Here is a 23,868-nt window from a genome sequence, read left to right on the forward strand (position 1 = left end):
TTTATGTATCCCAGCCACTAGTTTGCTACTGCACCTAGCACGTTATCTAAGCTCTCTAATACATGTTTAGAAGTCACTTTTTTCTGCAAATCGATAAGTTGCTCATGCGCCATTTGACGACGCGGCTCAATCAAAGTATACCAGCGTGCGAGCACTTGTAACAAGCGCGAGGCTAAGACAGGATTAGCCTCATCTAACCTTTGAATAACATCGGTATAGATATCTAAACCATCTGGCGTCCAAAGTATCGTCGGCTGCGAGCTAAAAGCACTAATGACTGAGCGTACACGATTGGGCGTATTCCAATCAAAATCTGCATGATTTAACAGACTCTTAATCTTATCCGTATTCACGTTATCAGCAGCAGCTTGCACACTGAACCACAAGTCAATCACTAAGTCATCTTGTTGAAAGCGATGATAAAAATCTGCCAAATACTCATCAGCCTTTGCGACCTGATGATTGACCATCGCCTTTAAAGCGCCGAAGCGTTCGGTCATACAACTAGCATTATCATACTGCTGCTGTGCCCATTCAGCTGCATCTGCAACTTTGGCAGTCAATGCCATATCTAATACTACATTACGTAGTGCACGGTTGCCGCGAGCTTCAGAGCTATCCTCATAAGACTGTAACGGCAGTTGCTGATATAGTGCTGTCCACTGCCCCGCTAGCGACTCTGCTACTTGGCGATACAAGTCATCACGCTGCTCTTTAATCAAAACTGGATCATAGTTTTTGTGAATGGCGGAGGCCAGCTCTTGCGCTGATGGAATATCGAGTAGGCGTGCAGCCAGCATGGCATCATTAGCAGCCAACGTTGGTAATGTCTGCGCCAATGCCTGCAGATATATCTGAGGGCTGCTCTTAGAGCCCTGACCTTGCAGCAAAATACGGTTTACCAGCATTTGCGTCACTTGCCAGCGATTAAAACCATTGGTCTCATGCTTAAGTAAAAACGCTAAGTCTTCATCTTGGTAATCATAGTTAAGCTGAACGGGTGCGCTAAAATCACGGAGTAATGACACCACAGGCTCGCTAGTAATATTATCAAAGCTAAAGGTCTGCGTTGCTTGCTCTAACAGCAACATACGCTCGCCGATTATGTCACCAGACGCTTTATCGAATAACGCTGTCGCTACTGGAATCGGTAAAGGTTTGGAAGCCTCAAATCCGCTCACGTGGCGCGTTTTCTGACTTAAAGTAATGGTCAACGTTTGCGTCTCGCTGTCATAGTCTTGATGACCAGTCAGCATCGGTGTGCCTGGCTGACGGTACCAATCGATGAAGTCCTCAATTTTATCGTCGGTAATGCTTAGGGCTGATAAAAAGTCCTCAACCGTGACGGCTTGACCATCGTAACGACGAAAATATTCATCAGTGCCTTTACGAAAGTTATCTGGCCCCAATGTATTGGCTAGCATACGCACGATTTCAGCGCCTTTTTCATAGACAGTCGTGGTATAAAAGTTATTAATCTCAACAAAGCTCTCAGGGCGTACTGGATGTGCCAGTGGTCCTGCATCTTCAGTGAACTGATGCGCTCGCAATGTCGCTACGTCATCGATACGCTGCACCGCACTTGATTGCTGATCTGCCGAAAACGATTGATCACGGTAGACCGTAAAGCCTTCTTTTAAACACAACTGAAACCAGTCACGGCAGGTAATACGGTTACCCGTCCAGTTATGAAAATATTCATGAGCGATGACGGCTTTGACATTGAAGCTACGCGCATCGGTCGTGGTCTCAGGACTAGATAATACACAGGCGGTATTAAAGATGTTTAAGCCTTTATTTTCCATCGCACCCATATTAAATTGACTGACCGCAACTATCATATAGCGATCCAAGTCATAGGCCCGGCCGTAATTGACCTCATCCCATACCATGGCATCTTTTAATGCTTGCATACCGACATAACATTTATCGATATCGCTAGACTTAGCGTACAACTCAAGCAGGACTTTGCGGCCTTCACTGGTTGTATAATGATCGGTAAGCACGTCTAAATCAGCAGCGACGCAGGCAAACAGATAGCTTGGCTTGTTGGTCGGATCGTGCCAAATGGCATAATGACGGTCTGGCGCATCTGCAACCTCCCCTTGCTCGACCAAATTACCATTGGCAAGCAGAGTCGGATAGCGTTTATCCGCTTCAACACGCGTGGTAAACACCGCCAACACATCGGGACGATCTGGATAAAAAGTAATCTTGCGAAAGCCTTCTGGCTCGCACTGAGTGACAAACATTGTGTCGTCACCACTGCCTGCCATATACAAGCCCTCAAGCGCAGTGTTGGTTTGCGGATGAATACGGACTTGCAGCTCTAACGTTAAATCATCTGGCACATCACTAATTGTAAGCTTTCCATCTGCTTGATTATACTGCTCAGAGCTTAGCGGCGTACCATCAATCTTAATAGTAACAAGCTCAATATCTTCACCGTATAGCACCAGCTCACCTGCCGCTTGACGATTCATGACCAACTTGCTATCAACCGTTGCATGATCATCGAAAATCTTGATATCTAAATCAACAGTATCTACATCAAAACTTGGCAACTGATAATCTGTTAGATGGATTTTTCCAGGGGCTTGCGGTGGCACGTCAGGCATATCAGGATTAATGATTTGAGCATCGGTTTCAGAGACAGACATAAAGTTTCCTATTATTTGGGATAGATACATTTTAAGCGATGGTTGTCATTATAATAAGTATAGCTATCGAGCAAAACTACAGATTGAGCTGTGCCCTACATATACAAAGTATTATATAGTACTTAATTATACTGCTAAATTGGCCTAATCTACGAGATTTCAAGCGCAAACCGGTTTTAAGATCAGTCGCCAAACTCTATATTTATCCTTTATAATAAAATCAATCTCATCTATCTATCAGCTGGCACTACTCTATGACTGACCCCTCGGCAAACGCAACTGACCTTGGTATGACGGCTCTCACAATACTGAGCGAATATATCGAGGCACTATTACCTACCCTTGAAAACTCGAGTGATGAAACAAGTGACGAAAACAGGCGAGAAACTGCTAAGTTATTTAAGTTATTATGGGTAGCTGAAGATCAAAAGATGGTGACTGAATTAAAGTCACAGTTAAAACTGAACAACAATGAGACGGACATTTTAGTCCATTTATCTACATTACCAGAGCTAAATACGAAGCAGCAATCACAGCGCTATCAGCTTGCCTGCTTTTGGCTACCCAATCTGTCATCAGATATATTGCAAGCCTCTATTCCTTTACTCATGCGCTACCGCGACCTTTATGCTGCTCACTTACTTATCGTCCTTGATAATACTTTAGATCTACGAGCTTATGGATTTACGCCGCTTAACCTTTTAGGTGATACTCGTCAGTCTAGCTCATCTTCAAACTTACCAGCATCGTTGACGCTATGGCAATTTAATTTATATGATTATAAAAGGCTACCAAATTGGCTAAATGCCGACTATTGGGCCAATCCTGAAAATTGGGATAAACATCGTTGGTAAGTGTGTTGTAGCAGCGTAGGTGATCAAATTACGGATTCTCACTAAAAGTTGCTAAAAGCATATTGTAATAGTTGACAAATTTTGACATGATTTGTGGTAATGTTATTTACATAACGTAACATTGATTTTACTGTGGGCATTTATGCCTGAGTTTTATTGCAAGTATTCCAAAAAAAACAATTCTATTAAAATTTTAGGAGCTCATTATGTCAGTTTACTCTCACTCAGTATCCAATAGTCGTTTTGCAAAAATCGCTACACTTGCTCTGTTGTCAGGTGCGGTTGCCCTAACAACTGGTTGTGCCACCAAGCGCGCTACTTCAGAAGTCGTTGTGGCGCCTCTAGGTATCCCAGGTGGGCAAGCTGGTTATACAGGCGCTGTGGTCGTAGACAATTCAAGTGCTATCGTGACTGACGCTGACAATTTACAAGCCGTGGTATACTTCGCTTTTGATAGTAGCGAAATCACTCCACAAGCAGCCAGTGTACTAAATCAGCACGCAAGTTTGCTCAACTCAAACCCTGCCGCTGGGGTTGTGATTGCAGGCCACACTGACGAGCGTGGTAGCCGCGAGTACAATATGGCTCTCGGTGAGCGCCGTGCACATGCAGCACGTAACTATCTTGCTGCTCAAGGTGTCAACATCAACAACATACGGGTCATAAGCTATGGCGAAGAGCGCCCTGCTGTCGCTGGCACGACTGAACAAGCCTATGCACAAAACCGCCGCGCTGAGCTTTCTTACTAGTCTTTAGTAGAGACGTTCATTACATTTTTATTAAAAGATATTCTAATATCAAAAGCCCAACAAGAATGTTATTGTCGGGCTTTTACAATTTTATCCGTCGTTTTTCTCTAATGCTTGATCTATAAAAATGCTTGATCTATAAATTATGCAAATTCCGCATCTTTATGACATTCGATATACGCAGCTTAGTCCTACGACGTGGTGTGCAACTGCTCACGTGAGCATACCTATGGACCTACGCTTGTGGGATAAACTGTCTGTATTATTAACAGCTAATACTCTACGCACCCATCCTACCAACTTTTCTACTCGCGAATGGCAATACGATGCACATAATTCTTGTACGTCAGTACAAAAGAACGCCCAAAGACAACGTCGACAGCAACGCTTAGGTGTACGTCAATTACTACAAGAGCTTCTCATTAAATTAGAAATATATGATACTTTAAACGAATCTGAATTTCCCTATCGTCTCAATAATAATAAACACTATGTGTGCTTTAGTCATTCAAGTAATGGCAACATAAATGATGACCATCCTATTACTAAGGTTGCAGTCGTCATTAGTCATCAACGTACGGTCGGTATTGACATAGAAACTAATAAAGTTGCTTGGCACGTAGCCCAGCGTTTTTATCATCCTGACGAAATCACGCTATTACAAGCACTACCAATAGATCAGCGTGATACTGTTGTCAGGCTACTTTGGCAAGTAAAAGAGAGCTTTATCAAGATTAACCATCATACACTTGCGCAAGGGCTAGGGATGAACTACCAACATCTTATCTCTGATATCGCCACTAACCTTGAACAAGATAAGTCGCTTGTCACTCTGACTGACAATCAGCCACTTCCTTATCAGATCGTCGTTTTATCCTCTTATCAAACAGTTGTAGTATTTTAAGATTCTAAACATTGATAAGTCGTCAAAACATCTAATATCTATCACTATCGATACTTTATTATAGACGAAAAAAAACGACCCTAAAGAGGGTCGTTTTTTATATACTTGCTTTTCTTCTAACAACAGTACTTAAACTGTCATCAGATTAGAAGCGGTAAGTTGCACCAACTTTAACAATTGGGAACCATTCTAAATAGTCTTTATCTTCAAGCTCTCTTTCAGCAGCTGCTGCGGCCGTAGCAGCGGTGTCTGGGTTTGTGCCATTACCTGCAGCACGTACTGTAGCATCTGTCTTACCCATGTAAGCAGCACCTAGCTCGCCAAATACACCCCAGTTGTTGGTAATGTTAGGACGGAAGCCAATAGTAGCATAAGGAGCTAGCTGATTACGATGCTCGATAGTACCTTCTAATGTACCCACTTCATCTGCATCATAGTCTTCATCATCAATTCTGAAATTACCATCTTCGGCATTGGCGCGTACGTCGATATCGTTGTCAGGGACGATAACACCAGCGCCCATTGTAAACCAGTTACCGGCAGGACGTAATTGAACGCCCATATAAGGGTTGCTAAAGTCAGCATCTACATCGTAGTTCACATCATCAACATCGAAGTCACCGCCAAAAAGATCAGCAACGTCACCACCTGCCCAACCAGCTTGTAATTCAGTTTTGTCGTTCATGCTCCATGCTACGTTAGCACCGTAACCTAGCGTACCGACTTCTGCGCTAACTGCAGCTGGGTTGATAGCTGTGTTAAATAGAGTCTTAGTACCACCGAAGATAGCACCAGTAGTGTTACGGATGATACCAGCGTCGTTGTTGTAAGCGGCAGGAGCTGGTTCAGCTTCATAAGCAACTGGCTCTGCATCATAGGCAACAGCTACAGGCTCAGCTTCATATACTACAGCATCTGCAGTTGCAGCTTGAGTATCATCTACAACGATTACAGGCTCAGCAGCTAAAGCAGCAGTTGACGCTAGGACAGCGGCTGAAATTGCAGTTAGTTTAATAATTTTCATGGTTGTTCTCCTAAAGATATGAAATAACTAGCCCCAAAAAAACGATTACTTCTTCTGTATTTTAAACAATCGTTTTGTTGAGCAGATTAAAACAATTTTGGCTCCAAAAGTCACCCCTCAATAGAGGCATTTTATTTGCCATTATGTAAAGATTGCATAGAAATTGTAATAATTGCTACACGAACCTGTAAAACATCGCCCTGCCGTTACACGATGCTCTAAAAGTAAATAAAAGCATGCATACATACACTCTAAATACTAAAAGCTTGTGCAACAGTACTGCAAAGTATGTAAACATAATGTCTTACCTGACAAATTAACACAATAACGGTTATATAGTTTATTACTTCTGTTTGTTGTGATTTGTCAGCTGATGTATCAATAGTTGCTCTCAAAAAAAGTTTGTGATACCTCTGACATTTATTACTTATTTTCTTTTATAATATAAATCATAGCGTTTGTCTTATGATAGCCGCTCCAAATCGTTAGCGTGACTAATCGTACGACACATAATGTTATCTATCACCTATTATTAAGCTACCTATATGCCTAAAGTATCTTCAATTACGCGTGTATTAGAGATTATAGAAAAGATATCCTATGCACCTAAACCCATCTCTCCACTTGAGCTATCACAAGAGCTTGATATACCAAAACCGACGATTCATCGTTTGATCCAAAATTTGGTCGATGAAGGATTTGTAGCTGTTGATATTGGTGGCGGTATCATTCCTGGTAAGCGGGTGCGCAATTTGAGCGTGGCATTGTGGCAACAGCGTCAGTTCTTTAATGAGCGTGAAGTTATTTTGCAAAAACTGGTCGAGGATATTCAAGAGACCTGCGGTATCGGTATTCCCTATCATATGAACATGGTCTATACCAATCGTGTGACAACCTCATTGCCCCTACAAATATACTTGCCTGTTGGATCCAAATCTCCCATGTGGTGTACAGCAACTGGCAAACTTTATTTGAGCCAGCTTTCAGCTTCGAGTCGGCGCAAGATGCTAAGCAATCTGACGTTAAATAAATTTACCAAGAACACTATTGTAGATATTGATGCATTAAATACTGAACTTGATCATATTGCTAAGATGGGAGTCGGTGTAGATAATGAAGAATTTATCTCAGAGATGGTAGCGGTATCAGTACCAATCTTAGATAAAAAATCGCGGTATTTGGCATCTTTATATGTGCACGCACCTACTGTGCGAGTGTCTTTAGATGATCTACTCGAACATGTGCCACGCTTACAAACAGCAGCGCAGGATATACAAGCACTGGTTTACGAATTACAAAGTTAGCTTTTGTGTCTTGCATAAAAAAGGTCTTCACTATTATTATAATGAAGACCTTTTTTATGCAATGCTGCATGAACGAGCAACGTACTGTCTTAAGACGACTAGATAGGTTTAAGACAATACTGAATGATCATGATGGGCCATGATACTAGAGAAATCCCTGTCGCCATTATCGCGTGCATGGGCTTCATAGAGCTCTGTGGCCTTAGCGCCCATTGGCGTCTCGACATCAGTGTCTTTTGCGGTTTGCATGGCAAGATTAAGATCTTTTTGCATAAGCTTACTCATAAACCCTCCTTTATAGCCATTGCTAGAAGGGACATTTTCTAGCACTTTTGGATAAGGGTTATAAACCTCCAGCGTCCAGTTGCGACCTGAGCTTTGCAGCATGATATCTGATAAGACTTTAGGGTCTAAGCCGTTTTTTACTCCCAAATTTATCGCTTCTGCCGTCCCTGCCATTAGTATCCCTAAAAGCATATTGTTACAGATTTTGGCGACTTGGCCAGCGCCATGCTCGCCTGCATGAAAGATGTTTTTGCCCATGACGGCAAGTATCGGCTCAGCTTTAGCAAACGCCTCAGCACTGCCACCAACGATAAAAGTCAAACTACCAGTGATGGCGCCGCCCGTACCGCCAGAGACTGGAGCATCCAAGAAGTCTATATCAAACTTACTTGCTACCTCTGCCACCAATCTTGCGTCAGCAGCAGCGATGGTACTGCTATCGATAACCAATGTGCCTTTGGGTAACTCTGCCAGCAAACCATTATCACCGCTGTCACCTAAATAGACAGAGTGGACGTGCTTGCCAGCAGGCAGCATGCTGATGACAACTTGTGCATTGCTCGCAGCACTCTTAGGGCTATCTGCAACGCTCGCACCCGCTTGCTCCAAACGCTGAGTTGCGTCCGCAGATAAGTCATAGACAGATAGCGTATAACCAGCTTTTAGCAAGTTCTCTGCCATCGGTGCGCCCATGTTACCAAGCCCAATAAAGGCGATATTTGGCTTAACTTCACTATCAGCTGTAGTAGTATTTGATTCTGTGTTACTTAAATCTGTATCCTTTGTACCCATCTCATCGCTCCTTGATGATTGCTTATGCAGACATTGCTACACATAGTTTTACGTTTTTTAATTTATACCTGATTCTTATAATGAGCCTATAAGCTTTTAACGCACAAGCTGGCTGGCTAAGGCTTTATCACCCAACCAATCGCCCAAAGGATGCTCACCTTTAGCATAAGGGTTGGTAAAATGCTGATGTATGTATTCTTGCCCTTCGGTACTGAGACAGTCCGCTAATGAGCGTGACCAGTTAGGCGTGCGGTCTTTATCAATCAATAATGCCCGTACTCCTTCTTTGAAGTCAGGATTAGCGGCGCAATGTACCGCTACATTGGTCTCTAGATACAAAACCTGCTCTATCGATAAGTCAGCAACTTTATGATAAAGCGCATACGTCAAAGCGATGGTCACAGGACAGCCATGTCGATAAGTGCTCACCGCACGCTGTGTCCAGCTGTCATTGGCAAAGTCTTCATCTAGTTTTGCCAATGCTTCATCGCTTTGTAGGATCGCGTCGATATCTCCTAGTCCGCCGCTGTTCATCAACTGTCCAATCGATTGCCAATAAGTCGCTAATTTGCTAGCAGGCAATTTGGCGACAGGCTGGGCAGCTAATACATGGCTAACGATACTGTGAGCGCTGTGCTGATGACATTTATCTGTGCTATCAGCTGATGCTTGCCAATTACTTTGTTTTAGACGCTGGATGATGGCATCATAATCCTGACTATCGACGGCATACTCTGCAAGATTGACTAATAGCGCGTCATTGCCATTACACATCGCACCAGTAAGTCCTAAAAATAAACCTGTCTTAGCTGGCATACGCTGCAAAAACCAACTGCCAGAAGCATCAGGGAACAGTCCAATAGTCACTTCTGGCATAGCAAATCGGGTGCGCTCAGTAACCAATCGATGACTACAGCCAGCCATCAATCCCATACCGCCGCCCATGATAATACCGTCGCCCCAGAGTATTAATGGCTTAGAATAAAAGTGCATCTGCCTATATAAGCGATACTCATGGCTGAAAAACTCAGTTGCATAAGGGTTGGGTAATGGCGCGCTGGTAGACATACTGTCATACAGCTTACGAATATCACCGCCAGCACAAAACGCCTTATCGCCTGCCCCTTTTAAGACTAGCGCTACCACCTGATCGTCACGCTCCCATTGCTCTAGCTGCTGGGCGAGTAACTGACACATCTCAACGCTAAGTGCATTGAGAGACTTTGGTGTGTTAAGCGTCATAATGCCAATCAGATGACCACAGTCTGTCGACTCGGTCTCAAACAATACGGGCGCGTCTTGATCACTTGTCTCTACGGCTTTTTGATTATTAATATTGTCCGTCGCTGTCATAAAATCGACCTATCAAGTTTGAAAACAAAAATATTAGAATAAAAGTGGATTGATTGGATTTATTTATTTTGCCAAGTAGGCTTGCGCTTGTCTAAAAACGCTTGCACGCCCTCGCGCTGATCTTCGGTATCGAATAGCTTTACAAAAGCTTCGCGCTCATGGATGAGGTTTTGTGCAGGCGGGTTGTCTCTTGCTGCTTGGATAAGGGCTTTAGAATAACTGACGGCAACAGGTGATTGTTTAGCGACTTTTTGTGCCAGCGTTTGTGCTGCTTGTAGTCCTGCGCCTTTGTCCACGACTTCTTCGACCAAGCCAATACGTAAGGCTGTATCGGCATCAACGCGCTCACCGCACAAAATCATGCGCTTAGCCCAGCCCTCGCCCACCAGCCAAGGGAGGTTTTGCGTACCGCCAGCACAAGGTAGAAGCCCTACGCCTGTCTCTGGCAGTGCCATCTGTGCATGCGCCTCTGCGATACGAATATCACAGGCCAGAGCACATTCAAGCCCGCCACCCATCGCATAGCCATTGATGACGGCGATACTAACGCCGCGGTAAGCTGATAATGCTTCAAACGCTTCACCAAAAGCAAGGGCCATGCTGATCGCTCGGCCTTTATCACCGTCTGAGAAATTATTTAAATCCGCTCCCGCTGAAAAGAACTTTTCACCATCACCATGAATGATGAGCGCATACACATCATCATTGGCATTGAGATCAGTGACCAGTTGCTTGAGCGCGGGCAGACTATCCATCGTCCACGTATGAGCGGGTGGGTTATTTAGCGTGACGGTAGCGGTGTGACCGTCAATAGATAGGTTAAGATTGGTGTAATCCGTCATAAATAGTCCTTTATTTTTATACAATTGCTAAAATCCTAATACCAAGATTAGCGTAGCTGGCTCAGCGCATCATCTTGCATCAGCTGACGCGAGACGATCACACGCATGATCTCATTGGTGCCTTCTAGTATCTGATGGACGCGCAAGTCACGCACGTGGCGCTCAAGCGGATACTCATTAAGATAACCATAGCCGCCATGCAGTTGTAGCGCTTGGTTGGCGACATCAAAACAAAGATCGGTAGACAGACGCTTTGCCATCGCGCAGTAGGTCGATGCTTGGCTGTCTTGATTGTCGACTTTGTTGGCCGCCAGATACAGCATTTGCCGTGCGGTAATGGTCTGGGTCAACATATCAGCAAGCTTAAACTGCACCGACTGTAAGTTCGCAATCGGGCTACCAAACTGACTACGCTCTTGCACATAATTGGTGGCGGTCTCAAGCGCCGACTGCGCGGTACCAACAGCACAGATACCGATATTGATACGTCCACCGTCTAGGCCTTTCATGGCAATACGAAAACCCTGCCCTTCCTCGCCGATTAAGTTTTCGGCTGGCACTTTAACATCTTTAAAACTAATAGCACGCGTTGGTTGTGCTTTCCAGCCCATTTTATGCTCGTTTTTGCCGTATTCAATGCCATCGCTATGAGCATCGACGACAAAAGCTGAAACCCCTTTTGGCCCAGCCCCGCCTGTCCGTGCCATAACGACCAACACATCGGTTGAGCCTGCGCCTGAGATAAAAGTTTTTTCGCCATTTAGCACATAATAGTCGCCTTGCTTGTCGGCTTTGGTACGTAATGATGCGGCATCCGAGCCAGCATTGGGTTCTGTTAAGCAGTAGCTGCCAAGCCATTCACCGCTGACCATCTTTGGTAGATATTTTTTACATAGTGCATCGCTACCATACTCACCGATCATCCAACCTGCCATATTATGAATACTCATATAGGCAGCAACTGAAGTATCTCCCCATGCCAGCTCTTCAAACACCATGGCAGAGTCTAAGCGAGGTAGCCCTAGACCATCGTAGTCTGGATTGGTATAAAGCCCCAAAAAGCCAAGCTCTCCTGACTTTTTAATCACATCAATCGGGAAATGTGAGGTACGATCCCATTCAGCGGCATTCGGTTTTAGCTCTTTTTGAGCGAACTGCCGTGCAGTCTGACGAAAGGCGATTTGGTCATCCGTTAATGAAAAGTCCATAGGGTCATCCTTGTGCATGCATTGCAAATATGGTGAATTAGGTTTTATATCGTTGTCATTAATACAGTATAACAGCGACATCGTGACAATCGTAAAAGTGTGTTTAAACTATGCTTAAATAGTAAGAAACATACCAAACAAGATTAACACGACATCGCAAATACAGGGAATGAACGATTAAATTGAGATAGTGGTATTCACCGCACGACTTGCCTCATCATCGAACCAGCGAGCAGTCACTGTCTTGGTTTGAGTATAGAACTGCACTGCTTGCTTACCATAAGGGCCAAGATCGCCAAGCTTACTAGCACGTGAACCTGAGAATGAGAACATTGGTAGTGGTACAGGAATCGGCAAGTTAATACCGATTTGACCGACTTGAATATCTTGTTGGAACTTATGCGCCGCCGCTCCTGACTGGGTAAAGATAGCCGTACCATTACCATGTGGATTGGCATTGAGTAGCTCGATCGCCTCATCAAGGCTATTAGCTCGCATAATACAAAGCACGGGGCCAAATATTTCTTGCTGATAAATCTGCATGTCACTTGTGACGTTGTCAAAGATAGTAGGTCCTACGAAATTACCTTTTTCATAACCTTCGACAGTGATGCCGCGACCATCAAGAATCAAGCTCGCCCCTTCTTCCACACCAGTATCAATCAAATGCTCGACGCGGGCTTTTGCAGCCGGAGAAATTAGTGGACCTAAGTCTTTATCATGCTTACCTGCTGATACCACAAGACCCTCAGCCTTGGCTTTAATATCATCAATCCACTCGCCAGCCGCACCAACTAGCACCACGACTGATAGCGCCATACAGCGCTGACCTGCTGCACCAAATGCAGCGCCCGCTAGCTGGTTGAGCGTTTGCTCTTTATTGGCATCAGGCAGGATAACGCCATGGTTTTTGGCACCCATCATACACTGGGCACGTTTGCCTGATTTACTGGCGCGCTCGTAGACGTGCTTACCAACAGCAGTCGAACCAACAAAGGAAACCGCTTTGATATCTGGATGATCACAGATAGCATCAACCGTAGCCTTACCGCCATGAACCACATTTAGCACCCCTTCAGGTACGCCAGCTTCGACAGCCAGCTCAACCAAACGCATGGTCACCATCGGGTCTTGCTCAGACGGCTTTAGGATAAAAGTATTACCCGTAGCAATCGCCATTGGGAACATCCAGAGCGGAATCATCGCTGGAAAGTTAAACGGTGTAATACCAGCACAGACCCCAAGCGGCTGCCAAATACTATAAGTATCAACGCCTGAGGCAACGTTTTCAACGAAATCGCCAATCTGCAAGTTGGCGATACCTGCTGCATGCTCAACCACTTCTAAACCACGAAACACATCCCCGCGGGCATCAGCAATGGTTTTGCCCTGCTCTGCAGTCAATATCTCTGCCAGCTCATCCATATGCTCACGTATTAGTTGTTGATACTTTAGAAAAATACGCGCACGCGTAGTGATTGGCGTTTTGCGCCATGTTTGAAAAGCTGTCTGGGCAGCTGCGACTGCTTGGTTAATCTCATCATCAGAAGTTTGAGGAACTTTAGCGATAACTTCTTGTGTGGCGGGATCAGTAATATCGAGCCATTCATCAGTCGTTGATTTAGTGAATTGGCCATTGATGAGCTGCTGAACGTGGTGCATAAGATATCCTTATCTTGTTTGCGAGACTGCTGCTAAGCGCGTCTGTAACTATGAAGAGGGTTAAGCGTGATGATTTACTTTTAATGACGCTTTATTTTAAAATGATTTATTTTGTATCGTTATTGACTATAACAATAAATCAATTTTAGGGTCAAGTGCTTTGTTGAAATTTTGGTAACGTTAACTCTCCTTGTTAATAGTTTAGTTGAGTCAATAAAAAAGCCCATGACGAGTCATGAGCTTTTGTGCGATTTTAAAATAGTTATTCACAACTAGCGAATACAGATTATCCTTTCATATTAACTAGTAGTCTTTCATGGACTGTTTAATGGCATCAATCGCAGTCGGATTATCAAGCGTTGACATATCGCCAGTGGGCTTATTCTCCGCCAATGCGCGAATAGCACGGCGTAGGATTTTGCCAGAGCGGGTCTTTGGCAGTGCTTGCGGGAAATAAATCGCAGCCGGCCTTGCAATACCGCCAAGCGATTTTACCACCGCACCGATGACTTGCTGCTCAATGCGGAAACGGTTTTCGGTCGTTGCGACTTGTTCATGATCTTTTAGCACACAAAAGGCAATCGGCAACTCCCCTTTTAACTCATCTTGAATGCCCACGACCGCACACTCCGCCATCTCTGGATGGGTGCTGATTGCCTCCTCAATCTCTTGGGTACCGATACGGTGGCCGGCGACATTGATCACATCATCGGTGCGTCCTAAGATATAAAAATAGCCATCTTCATCAGTTACCGCATAGTCTGAGGTAGAGTACTGCTTGCCATCGAACAAACCAAAGTAGCTACTCATAAAGCGCTCATCATTACGCCATACTGTGGTAAGACAGCCAGGCGGCAGTGGCGCGCTAATCGCTAGCAACCCCTTCTCACCGGCACCGCACGGCTCACCTGTCTCTTCGTTTAGGACGCGGGCATCATAGCCATACATTGGATAACCAGGTGAGCCTTGTTTGTGCGGTTTGTGATCAAACTTGGGCGTGTTGCTCAAAATTGGCCAACCAGACTCTGTCTGCCAATAGTGATCTAGAATCGGTACTCCTAAATGCTTAGTCAGCCAATTGGCCGTTGATTCATCAAGAGGCTCACCTGCTAAAAAGAAAGACTTAACACTCGATACATCGTAGCGGGTCATCCAAGTTTCATCTTGCTTTTTGAGCATACGCACACCAGTCGGCGCGGTGAATAATATGTTGACCTTATTGGCTTCGACAATTCGCCACCAGATACCGGGGTTCGGACGATGCGGCAGACCCTCATACATCACACTGGTCATGCCAGCAAGCAATGGGGCATAAATGGTATAAGAGTGCCCGACCGCCCAGCCAATATCTGATATCGCCCAAAAGGTCTCGCCCGCTTTGCCATCATAGATATAATCCATCGAGGTGGTCAGGGCAACTGCATGACCGCCCGTATCACGTTGCACACCTTTTGGCGTACCTGTGGTACCAGAGGTATAAAGCAGATAAGAGGGGGTATTTGACTCTAGCCAAACTGGCTCAACCACAGCGCTGGCCTCACAGCTGATTTGGCGCTGGGTTGCATAATCCACATCAATATCTTGTGGTTTAAACGGCAACACACCGCGGTTGACCACCAGCACATGCTCAGGTTTTATGTTTGCTTGCTCGACCCCTTGATTGACAAGATTTTTATAATTGACTACTTTACCGCCGCGTAGACCAGCATCGACGGTGATGACCATTTTTGCCTCGGCATCATCCATACGAATGGCTAGGTTATGCGCAGCAAAGCCACCAAATACGACCGAATGCACCGCACCAATACGAGCACAGGCAAGCATGGCATAGGCAGCCTCCAAAATCATCGGCATATAAATGATGACACGATCGCCCTTTTCGATACCATGACGTTTTAGCACGTCTGCAAAGTAATTGACTTCTTTATAAAGATCATTATAGGTCAAACGACGCTTGGTATAGTCCGTATAAAACTCAACGTTGTTTCCTAAGTCTTTAAATGCGTCAACAACTGCTGGATAAGTCTCTATCAGTTCTTGGTTAATCTCAGACGAGAGCCAAATAAAAGCATCTTGCTCGGCTCGTTCGGGGATATGACGGTCTACGCAGTTGTAGCAAAGATTGGTCTCACCGCCGACATACCACTTAGCAAACGGTAGATTACTGTCATCAAGAATTTGCTCAGGCTCTTTATGCCAGTAGATACGTTTGGCTTGGTCTGCCCAAAACTGCTCTCGATCATTTATCGAATCACTGTAAATATCAGCAAAAGTAGAATCTTGCACGGAGGCGTCGGTATTTTTGGAGGCTTGACTAGAAGCTAGATTGATGGTTTGCTCGCTCATATTGGCTATCCTTAGCGTAAACGAAGTGTACAACAACACAACTATAATATATGCAATAATGAATGGATTTTAATAGTAGCTTTGTATCATATAAAAATAATGCTACAAATTTATATAACTGATTGGCTATTATTATGTTGGCTATCCTTGCCAGAATTAAAAACCGATACCTATAAAAACAATACATAGTGTATCGGTTTAGTGGATATCGGTTTAAAATGTAACAGAGCTAGTAATAAAGGTCAACTGTTTCGCTCATAAACTATAATTGGGTCATATAAATTGATAACCATTACACCTGTGTCTGATCGGCATACATCTCTCTCATTACCTTTTTATCGTGTTTTCCTACTGAGGTTTTAGGTAGCTCATCAACAAACTTGAATTCGCTCGGTACACCATATTTGGGAATAATACCTTTATTAACTGCTTGCTCTGCTACCTCAATAATATCTTCAGCACTGGTGTCTTGTTTGTTAGGCTTTAAGACTACTAACGCTAATGGACGCTCTCCCCACTGCTTATCACGGACACCAATGACTGACACATCGGCCACTGCTGGATGCAATGATAAAATGGTTTCAATCTCCAATGAGGATATCCACTCACCACCAGATTTGATGACGTCTTTGAGACGATCGGTTATTTTTATATAACCATCAGGTCGGACGTAAGCAATATCTTGAGTATGCATATAACCGTTTTCCCACAGCTCTTTGCCAGCATCGTCATTTTTTAGATAACTTTGAGTCAGCCAAGGCGCCCGCAATACCAGCTCGCCTGTGTTCTCTTTACCAATACCCGCCGACTCATTATCTGTACCCCAGACTTGCGCATCGACCATAAGTACGGGCTTACCCGTCATACAGCGACGATTGATATCTTCTTCCTCAGTCATCTCAGGCTCATTGAGGCTAAAGTCAGTCAAGCTAATCAATGGTGCAGTCTCTGACATCCCATAACCTGTATATACCTCAATGTCTTGCGCCAATGCGGATTTGGCTAAACCTTCTGTCAACCTTGAGCCACCAATAATCATTTTTAGACCATTGAAGCTGACATCACGATCTTGTGCCTCTTTGAGTACCATCTGCAATATTGTCGGTACGCAATGCGTGATACTTACCTCTTCATTGATGATTAGATCTAACAAAGTATCAGGCGCATAACGTCCTGGATAGACTTGCTTTAGTCCAATCATAGTGGCAGTAAACGGAAAACCCCAAGCATGGACATGGAACATCGGTGTCATTGGCATATAGATATCACCGTAGCTGACGCCTTGTTTGTTAGGCAACATCCCCAATGATGCTGCTTCTGCCAAGCTATGTAAGACCAGTTGACGATGGCTAAAGAATACGCCTTTTGGATCGCCTGTCGTCCCCGAGGTATAAAAAGTTGTGGCTATCGTGTTTTCATCAAAATCTGGAAAATCAAACTCACTATCGGCTGCTGCTAATAACGCCTCATATTCACCCGTTACGCGGCTTTGGTTGCTACCAAAGATGCCTTCATGCGACACGTCATTATCATCAAGCCAAATAATATGCTCAATACTTGAGTTTTCAAACTGATAGTCTTTCACTAAAGGTGCAAACTCAGAGTTCAACATCAGTACCTTTGGCTTGGCATGATTGATGGTATAAAGAACCTTTTCAGGTGACAGGCGAATATTGACCGTCTGCAAAATATACTGCGACATAGGCACAGCAAAGTACGATTCCAGATAGCGATGACTATCCCAATCCATGACGGCTACCACATCACCTGCGTTAAGATTTAAATCTGCTAAGACATTGGCTAAGCGATCGATACGAGTAAATAAATCTTTGTAAGTTAAGCGCTTTTTGTCCGCATATATAATCTCTTGATCCAATGAGACGGTTTTGGCACGGTTTAGTAGCTGTTTAATAAGTAATGGAAATTCATAAGCCGACGGTGCGCTATGGTATATATTTGACATAGATGAGACTTCCTTGTTTGTCGTTATTGTGAACTGTTTATAAATAATTGAGGGCGGTAATAGTTATATTGTTAAAATAAACGATGACTTTGATAAGCCGTCTTTTACTCAATCATTTATTGATAGTAAGAAAAAACCAGTGCTATGTAAAGCGTGCGCTCGTAAGCATGGCAATACTCAGCATTCGAGGATAATGATTCCACTACTTGTCACATTGTGTTAGCAAATAGTTGTTTTAAGAGTATAAGACTTATGCCATACGAGATTTATGCAGTACGAGGCTTATGCAGTACGAGATTTTGTTTTAACCATACCAAAGCTCGCTATGAGTAATGCAAGAATCTGCAGGATTAATAACAGCCATACTGTCATTGTCCACTCTCCGCGCCCATAAGCAATACCGCATAGCCATGCTCCTATCGTACCGCCCGCGTAATAGCTCATGTAATAGAGACCAGAAGCTAAGCTGCGTCCCTTTTTGACATTGACTGCGATGTAACTGATGGTCGCAGATTGGGTGATAAAGACACCAGATGACATAATAGCAAGACCAATAACAACTCCCCACAATGGTGTCACTAAAGTCAACAGCACTCCTATCATAGATACTATGACAGCTACTCGCACCGTCCGAGCTGAACCAAATCGACGTAATAGTGTGGTCGATAATGGGGTAATGACGACGCCTATTAAATAAACGGCAAAGATATTAGCAAGCTGTCCAGTACCTAGCTCATATGGAGTCTTGGCCAGATGCAAATTGATAAAGGTAAAGCAGCCTACTAGAGAAAACAGTACACAAGCACCAAGTAAGCAAGCCGTCACCACGTAGCGATTGGTCAGATGCTCACCCAGTGTTTGCATAGCTGAGCGAAAGTTTGGATTGGCCTCAAACTGGCGCGATGATGGTAGCATTTTCACTACCCATAGTGCCCCGATAAGTGTCATCGCGGCCATCACATAATAGCCATGACGCCAACCAATGAACTCATGCAAATGCCCAAGCAAAAACCGACCCAAAAAACCACCAAGCACCGAACCTGAGACATAAAATGACATCAGCTCGGTAACTGCTCGCCCTTCAAACTCCTCACCAATATAAGCAATCGTCACTACCGTAATACCAGGTACCGATAGGCCTTGCATAAAACGCCACAAACCCATCCAGCCAATATCTGGGCTTTGTGCTATAAGCGCTGTCGGTATCGCCAAAAACAATAACGCCCCGACAATAAATGATTTGCGCCCTACAGCATCAGATAACATGCCCAAAAATGGCGACATAATAGCAATCGCCATCACTGTCGCACCAACGACCATACCTGCTTGTACTTCAGTGGCACTAAAGTCTAGCATTAGTACAGGTAAGACCGCTTGAATAGAATACACTTGTAAAAAAGCAAACATCCCAATCAAACCAACGGTTAGCTTCAAAATCCAAGAAGGCGGACTGGGCTGCGAGGTATTTTTATTTGCTGATTTCTTAAGTCCAGTGGACTTAGCGTTGTCTTGTTTTTTATGGTTGGATAAAGCGTTGTTTGGTTTATGATTCACAGGATACTGACTATATTAAGCGCGATGATTATCATAAGGTACGATGACTATCGACATGGGTGGTAGGAACAGACTATAAACATATAAATGTCCAAGTCTAAAATTATAATAACGACAAGGGCAACATAGTACCACACTAAAAGTTAGCCTTAAGATGCAAAATGTTATGTAATTTTGGTTACCAAGTTACTGCCATTCCACCTATTACGACATTAGCTGTCGCATTAATGCACATACTGCTTGTTTTTCATTATTTAGTTTCTTACACTGTCATTTATACCCTATTTCTGAACTTTAATTCAGTCTAAGTAATATTGTTAATAAGTTATTCACGACAACTTAAGCCCAGTATAATAGGTGACTTATGAGCAGCGTTAAAAAATTGTATGCCAATTTTAGCTGCGCAAGGAAAATGTCTTGAATAAAACTTCCAAAATCCAGGTCTACATCTAAATGTTGAGATAAAATCACCGCACAGCTGACTTATCTTAAAACACAAAAAAAGCCGCTGACTGCGGCTTGTATGAATTAGTCATTGTGTGACAGTACCTATCAATCAGTGCTTATAAACCAGTACTTATGAACCAATACTATGAGCTTAATATCCTGCGACATTTATAACTTTGACATTACTTTTCTTATCCAAAAGCAACTTAACAGGCTTATTTGTGGTTGTTTTTATATTTGCGACCCTACACCCGGTCGACAATTTGATTGCAAATGTTAAACTCTGCTCATCAATGATCATATCTTCAAACGTTGAGTTTTTGAGCAATAACTCACGACCTCCTGCAATTGCCATTGCTCTAAACTGATGGCGCGTTTTCTTAAAGTGAATATTGCTAAATTCCTTTAATTTTGTGTCAGCTTTTAGGCGTACATAAGCAGAGCCTGTCGCTGCGCCCGATTTGATAAATTGACAGTCTTCAAAGTACACACCTAAATCATTTGAATTGCCTATGTTAGTGTCTTGGAATATAACTTGATTATTGCCATAACCTGTACCCGCGTTTTCAAAGACCACGTCTGTGAATTTAATATCGCGATATTTATCGTTGATATTATTGGGTTCACAATCAAATAAATATATACCGCTTCTTAGTTTACCTTGTCCGGCAGAGAATTTATTATCCAAACGCATTTTACCGCGTATAAACTTAAATCCTTGGCCTGAAATAATAGATACTGGGTTACGAGCGGTAGAATCGCACAAAAAATCCTGAGCCTCAAAATCAATCTGTCCATTATATTTAAGGTAGATACCATCGTACCTTGCTCCGCTTGTCTTGAAGTTTTTGAGACGAGCGCCGCGCTCTTGAATACGAATACAGTGCAGGGCCTTGGTGTTTTTGTGCGTGCCATTTCTGTTAGAGGTGAGCTCATCTCGCAATGTTTGACCTCGTATGTCAAATCCATCTAGGACGAAGTTTATGCCGCCTGCTTTTACATCAACGACAGTAGAAGGTGTTTTTGCCCGTAAAATGGTATTACCATCACTAAATAGCTCAATATTCGGGCTATCGATTACCAAACTGCAAGGATAGTCGCCATTAGGGAATATAATCCGAGCGCCGCCGATAGACTTAGCATGGTCTATCGCCGCTTGCGGAGAACGATAATCTTTAACATATATCTTTTTGAGGGTTGAGTCTGATGATGTAGGCATTTGTCTGTCTATATTCGTTTAGGTAGATGCTTTATACCAATTGCTAGTACATACTGTCAAGTATTGCCTATTAAATGCCTCAGTACATATTTTTTATAATCGTTGAAACCATTCATGCATTGTTATAACCATACTATGTTCTACTTTAGTTGTTCAATTGGCTTTGACTTAAACTATCTATACATTCCACATCCCTTTTATAACAGACTTTGGCAAACCTTAAGTTCATAATCTCTAAAAATAATGTAGCGACAGTCGTATATATACAAACTGTTTTGTTAAACAATCAAATTACTCTTTAAGCAATAAGGAATAAGAAAGATGGCAGATAAAATTTATAATTTAGGCGCAGGGTTTTGGAACATACGTGGATCTTTTCGTTTAGGCGGTGTACTTGACATAGGTACCCAGTGCTCGCTCGTACAGTTAGAGTCAGGCAAGTTTGTCTTTTTGGACAGCTACGAGCTGACTGGTGATGTACGAGATCAAGTTATGGCATTGACTAATGACGGTCAAGATGTCGAGGCTGTATTGAACCTTCATCCTTTTCATACCGTACATTGTGAGCAGATGGCAAAAGATTTTCCGCAAGCCGAATTTTATGGGAGTAGCCGTCATCATAAACAAGTACCTCAAATACCATGGGCAGACGACTTAGTAGAGAGCAATGCAGTAGCCGAACGCTATCCGGAGCTCAAATTTTCTTTACCTCAAGGCATCTACTATATTTCTCCTAATGAAAAAATCCATGCAGGCTCGTTACTGGCTTACCATCCTGCCAGCAGAAGTTTGCATATAGATGATACTTTTATGAGCCCACCAGCGAAAGTGCTTGAGGCGGTATTACCTGAGCTCCTCTTGCATCCTACAACCAAGCAAGCGCTTAAAGATGAGCCAGATGCTGGCAAGCAATATTGCGACTGGGCAACCGAGCTGGCACATCAATGGCGCGATGCCCATAATTTCTGTGCTGCCCATTCAAGCTTAATCACATTTGAGGTTGGCGGGTTTGAGAAGGCACTATTAAAAGCGATTGAAAAAGCACGCCCTAAGCTTGAAAAGTCTTAAGTTTGTAAGCTTTAACAGACATACCTCACCGCTCATTTTTGGATTAACGGTAATATGAACGTTTTGACCATAAAAAGGACTGTAATATGAATCGTCATTATTTAGCAACCGCTGTGCTGGCAGTAAGCACTCTAGGTTTTTCTGCTTGTACAAATCATGAAGCTTTGACAGACCAGCCTACTGATAACAATGTCACCGTAGTGACACCGCAAGATAATAACAGTGTCCATCATCCTAAGTGGTCATACGAAGGTAACACGGGTCCCGAGTACTGGGGTGATGTCGAAGGCGCTAGTGCCTGCAAAATTGGTAAACAGCAATCCCCTATCAATATCAAAGAAGTGACTGCCAGTAGCACAGCTGCGCCTGTGATTAACTATGCTCAATCGGCCAACATTCGCATCCATGACAATGGACATACGGTTGTTTATACACCGACGACCGAAGACAACGCTATTATGGTAGAGAACGAACGCTATGTGCTCAAGCAGTTTCATTACCATACTCCAAGCGAGCATCAAATCGGCAGCCAGAGCTATCCTGGCGAGATCCATTTTGTGCACGCTAATAGCGAAGGCAATCTTGCTGTAGTGGGTATCATGCTGCAAATTGGTGAGGCCAATGATGTGCTACGGGTGTTACTAAATGGTACTGAGCTGACAACTCAAAACGATGATGAATACACGGCTAATGGCGTAGACTTGTCTGCTTTAGCACCGGTTATGCCTACCTTCTATCATTATGATGGTTCGCTCACGACGCCGCCATGTTCAGAACAAGTACAATGGTTTGTCAGTAAAAAACCACTAACCCTTGCTAGTGATCAGTTTGCGATTATGTCTGATCTGTATGAAGGCAATAACCGCCCTATTCAGCCACAAGGCGCGCGTAAAGTAGAGCAGCTTAATCACTAATTATTCATTAAATTTAATTACTAATTGCAAATTTAATTATTGATTTTTCGAAGAATGATAAATTTAAATACTTAAAATTAGGGCTCAAAATTACGATCTAGTGTCGCTGGTTTTGAGTCCTTTTATCATTTTTATATCTTGACTACATTGCTTCTATGAAAACAGAAATTGTCTTAACTCATCTTTATTATCAATAACATCTGCTAAGGTATATTTTTCAAGAACGTTAATAAACGCCGTTAGCGCTTCAAAAAATATGCCTTTGAGTTGACATGCTGGCGTAATCACACAACCTACCGGTTTATTGTCTTCTTCGCTAATAAAGGTAATCGGTAAGCCCTCCGAGCGAGGCTTTTGACTATCATTATTCCTCACTGTAGCAAAGCACTCAACCAAATCAAAGTCAGGCTCTATCTGTTTGATCAATACACCCAAATTGATGTCTTTTGGCTCATAAGCCAAACGAATACCGCCGTTTTTGCCGCGCACACTTTCTATATAACCTAGCTGACCCAATTGATGAATGATCTTGGTTAAATGGCTTTTAGAAATATGATAGCTGCTGGCAATATCGCTGATATTTGCTAGCGTCTCAGGTTCTGGTCTCACTGCTAAGTAAATTAACGAGCGCAGTGCATAGTCACTATAGTTGGTCAGTCGCATAGATTTGCGCCCCTATTTAATTCAAATTACTTATAATTTCTCTTTTAAAATCAAACT

The 23,868-nt window shown here is 43.3% G+C and carries 18 protein-coding genes; 6 read left to right on the plus strand and 12 right to left on the minus strand.

Translation table 11 applies throughout. The features are described 5' to 3' along the window. Positions 1 to 17: 17 nt before the first annotated feature. Positions 18 to 2,660 carry an aminopeptidase N gene (gene pepN, locus Q0895_RS00935; RefSeq protein ID WP_299184807.1) on the minus strand — a complete coding sequence of 881 codons (2,643 nt, stop codon included), beginning with the start codon at positions 2,658 to 2,660 and terminating at the stop codon, positions 18 to 20. A gap of 254 nt (positions 2,661 to 2,914) precedes the next feature. Between pepN and Q0895_RS00940 the strand changes: the two genes are divergently transcribed. The 3 genes from Q0895_RS00940 to Q0895_RS00950 all read left to right on the plus strand — a co-directional run bounded on the left by Q0895_RS00940 (position 2,915) and on the right by Q0895_RS00950 (position 5,167). Then, positions 2,915 to 3,514, plus strand: coding sequence for a DUF6231 family protein (locus Q0895_RS00940; protein ID WP_299184808.1), 600 nt, complete (start codon positions 2,915 to 2,917; stop codon positions 3,512 to 3,514). Positions 3,515 to 3,720: 206 nt separating this feature from the next. Continuing rightward, positions 3,721 to 4,263 (plus strand): peptidoglycan-associated lipoprotein Pal, encoded by a 543-nt coding sequence (gene pal, locus Q0895_RS00945; protein ID WP_299184809.1) that lies wholly within the window; start codon positions 3,721 to 3,723, stop codon positions 4,261 to 4,263. Positions 4,264 to 4,408: 145 nt separating this feature from the next. Then, a complete protein-coding gene (locus Q0895_RS00950; protein ID WP_299184810.1) occupies positions 4,409 to 5,167 on the plus strand; it encodes a 4'-phosphopantetheinyl transferase superfamily protein in 759 nt (252 codons plus the stop codon). A 145-nt stretch (positions 5,168 to 5,312) separates the two neighbouring features. Here Q0895_RS00950 and Q0895_RS00955 read toward each other — a convergent pair whose 3' ends face one another. Beyond that, on the minus strand, positions 5,313 to 6,191 hold the full coding sequence (locus tag Q0895_RS00955) for a hypothetical protein (protein WP_299184812.1): 879 nt from the start codon (positions 6,189 to 6,191) through the stop codon (positions 5,313 to 5,315). Positions 6,192 to 6,736: 545 nt separating this feature from the next. On the opposite strand from Q0895_RS00955, the gene Q0895_RS00960 reads away from it, so the two are divergent. Continuing rightward, a complete protein-coding gene (locus Q0895_RS00960; RefSeq protein ID WP_075103085.1) occupies positions 6,737 to 7,495 on the plus strand; it encodes an IclR family transcriptional regulator in 759 nt (252 codons plus the stop codon). Positions 7,496 to 7,603: 108 nt separating this feature from the next. Here the strand turns inward: Q0895_RS00960 and mmsB are convergent, their stop codons facing one another. From mmsB to Q0895_RS01005, 9 genes are all read right to left on the minus strand, one after another. After that, a complete protein-coding gene (gene mmsB / locus Q0895_RS00965) occupies positions 7,604 to 8,572 on the minus strand; it encodes a 3-hydroxyisobutyrate dehydrogenase (protein WP_299184814.1) in 969 nt (322 codons plus the stop codon). A 96-nt stretch (positions 8,573 to 8,668) separates the two neighbouring features. Then, positions 8,669 to 9,925, minus strand: a complete 1,257-nt coding sequence (locus tag Q0895_RS00970; protein ID WP_299184816.1) for an enoyl-CoA hydratase/isomerase family protein — start codon at positions 9,923 to 9,925, stop codon at positions 8,669 to 8,671. Between the two features lie 59 nt (positions 9,926 to 9,984). Further along, positions 9,985 to 10,767: an enoyl-CoA hydratase gene (locus tag Q0895_RS00975; protein ID WP_299184818.1), complete on the minus strand. Its 783-nt coding sequence runs from the start codon at positions 10,765 to 10,767 to the stop codon at positions 9,985 to 9,987. Between the two features lie 47 nt (positions 10,768 to 10,814). Next, positions 10,815 to 11,975 carry an acyl-CoA dehydrogenase family protein gene (locus Q0895_RS00980; protein WP_299184820.1) on the minus strand — a complete coding sequence of 387 codons (1,161 nt, stop codon included), beginning with the start codon at positions 11,973 to 11,975 and terminating at the stop codon, positions 10,815 to 10,817. A gap of 177 nt (positions 11,976 to 12,152) precedes the next feature. Next, positions 12,153 to 13,637 (minus strand): CoA-acylating methylmalonate-semialdehyde dehydrogenase, encoded by a 1,485-nt coding sequence (locus tag Q0895_RS00985; RefSeq protein ID WP_299184822.1) that lies wholly within the window; start codon positions 13,635 to 13,637, stop codon positions 12,153 to 12,155. Positions 13,638 to 13,940: 303 nt separating this feature from the next. Beyond that, complete coding sequence (locus tag Q0895_RS00990) at positions 13,941 to 15,983, minus strand: propionate--CoA ligase (protein WP_299184824.1); 2,043 nt, start codon at positions 15,981 to 15,983, stop codon at positions 13,941 to 13,943. A gap of 292 nt (positions 15,984 to 16,275) precedes the next feature. Next, on the minus strand, positions 16,276 to 17,946 hold the full coding sequence (locus Q0895_RS00995; protein WP_299184826.1) for a fatty acid--CoA ligase: 1,671 nt from the start codon (positions 17,944 to 17,946) through the stop codon (positions 16,276 to 16,278). Between the two features lie 282 nt (positions 17,947 to 18,228). Then, entirely contained in the window at positions 18,229 to 19,383 is a 1,155-nt protein-coding gene (locus Q0895_RS01000) for an MFS transporter (protein ID WP_299185331.1), read from the minus strand. 715 nt (positions 19,384 to 20,098) lie between these two features. Beyond that, positions 20,099 to 21,166 (minus strand): hypothetical protein, encoded by a 1,068-nt coding sequence (locus Q0895_RS01005; RefSeq protein ID WP_299184828.1) that lies wholly within the window; start codon positions 21,164 to 21,166, stop codon positions 20,099 to 20,101. 321 nt (positions 21,167 to 21,487) lie between these two features. Here Q0895_RS01005 and Q0895_RS01010 point away from each other — a divergent pair, with 321 nt between their 5' ends. Both Q0895_RS01010 and Q0895_RS01015 read left to right on the plus strand, forming a co-directional pair. Then, positions 21,488 to 22,234 (plus strand): hypothetical protein, encoded by a 747-nt coding sequence (locus Q0895_RS01010; protein WP_299184830.1) that lies wholly within the window; start codon positions 21,488 to 21,490, stop codon positions 22,232 to 22,234. 86 nt (positions 22,235 to 22,320) lie between these two features. Next, positions 22,321 to 23,148, plus strand: a complete 828-nt coding sequence (locus Q0895_RS01015; protein ID WP_299184832.1) for a carbonic anhydrase family protein — start codon at positions 22,321 to 22,323, stop codon at positions 23,146 to 23,148. 153 nt (positions 23,149 to 23,301) lie between these two features. On the opposite strand, the gene Q0895_RS01020 is transcribed toward Q0895_RS01015, so the two are convergent. Continuing rightward, positions 23,302 to 23,811, minus strand: coding sequence for an Rrf2 family transcriptional regulator (locus tag Q0895_RS01020; protein ID WP_299184834.1), 510 nt, complete (start codon positions 23,809 to 23,811; stop codon positions 23,302 to 23,304). Positions 23,812 to 23,868: the final 57 nt, after the last annotated feature.

The sequence above is a fragment of the uncultured Psychrobacter sp. genome (genome assembly GCF_947495825.1).
GTDB lineage: Bacteria > Pseudomonadota > Gammaproteobacteria > Pseudomonadales > Moraxellaceae > Psychrobacter.

Excerpts from the sequence above, each read along its gene's own strand:
- mmsB (WP_299184814.1), bottom strand. The coding sequence starts at position 8,572 with ATGGGTACAAAGGATACAGATTTAAGTAACACAGAATCAAATACTACT.
- Q0895_RS00940 (WP_299184808.1), top strand. The coding sequence starts at position 2,915 with ATGACTGACCCCTCGGCAAACGCAACTGACCTTGGTATGACGGCTCTC.
- Q0895_RS01015 (WP_299184832.1), top strand. The coding sequence starts at position 22,321 with ATGAATCGTCATTATTTAGCAACCGCTGTGCTGGCAGTAAGCACTCTA.
- pepN (WP_299184807.1), bottom strand. The coding sequence starts at position 2,660 with ATGTCTGTCTCTGAAACCGATGCTCAAATCATTAATCCTGATATGCCT.
- Q0895_RS00960 (WP_075103085.1), top strand. The coding sequence starts at position 6,737 with ATGCCTAAAGTATCTTCAATTACGCGTGTATTAGAGATTATAGAAAAG.
- Q0895_RS00990 (WP_299184824.1), bottom strand. The coding sequence starts at position 15,983 with ATGAGCGAGCAAACCATCAATCTAGCTTCTAGTCAAGCCTCCAAAAAT.
- Q0895_RS00950 (WP_299184810.1), top strand. The coding sequence starts at position 4,409 with ATGCAAATTCCGCATCTTTATGACATTCGATATACGCAGCTTAGTCCT.
- Q0895_RS00975 (WP_299184818.1), bottom strand. The coding sequence starts at position 10,767 with ATGACGGATTACACCAATCTTAACCTATCTATTGACGGTCACACCGCT.
- Q0895_RS01010 (WP_299184830.1), top strand. The coding sequence starts at position 21,488 with ATGGCAGATAAAATTTATAATTTAGGCGCAGGGTTTTGGAACATACGT.
- Q0895_RS00980 (WP_299184820.1), bottom strand. The coding sequence starts at position 11,975 with ATGGACTTTTCATTAACGGATGACCAAATCGCCTTTCGTCAGACTGCA.
- Q0895_RS00955 (WP_299184812.1), bottom strand. The coding sequence starts at position 6,191 with ATGAAAATTATTAAACTAACTGCAATTTCAGCCGCTGTCCTAGCGTCA.
- Q0895_RS00995 (WP_299184826.1), bottom strand. The coding sequence starts at position 17,946 with ATGTCAAATATATACCATAGCGCACCGTCGGCTTATGAATTTCCATTA.
- pal (WP_299184809.1), top strand. The coding sequence starts at position 3,721 with ATGTCAGTTTACTCTCACTCAGTATCCAATAGTCGTTTTGCAAAAATC.
- Q0895_RS01005 (WP_299184828.1), bottom strand. The coding sequence starts at position 21,166 with ATGCCTACATCATCAGACTCAACCCTCAAAAAGATATATGTTAAAGAT.
- Q0895_RS00985 (WP_299184822.1), bottom strand. The coding sequence starts at position 13,637 with ATGCACCACGTTCAGCAGCTCATCAATGGCCAATTCACTAAATCAACG.
- Q0895_RS00970 (WP_299184816.1), bottom strand. The coding sequence starts at position 9,925 with ATGACAGCGACGGACAATATTAATAATCAAAAAGCCGTAGAGACAAGT.
- Q0895_RS01020 (WP_299184834.1), bottom strand. The coding sequence starts at position 23,811 with ATGCGACTGACCAACTATAGTGACTATGCACTGCGCTCGTTAATTTAC.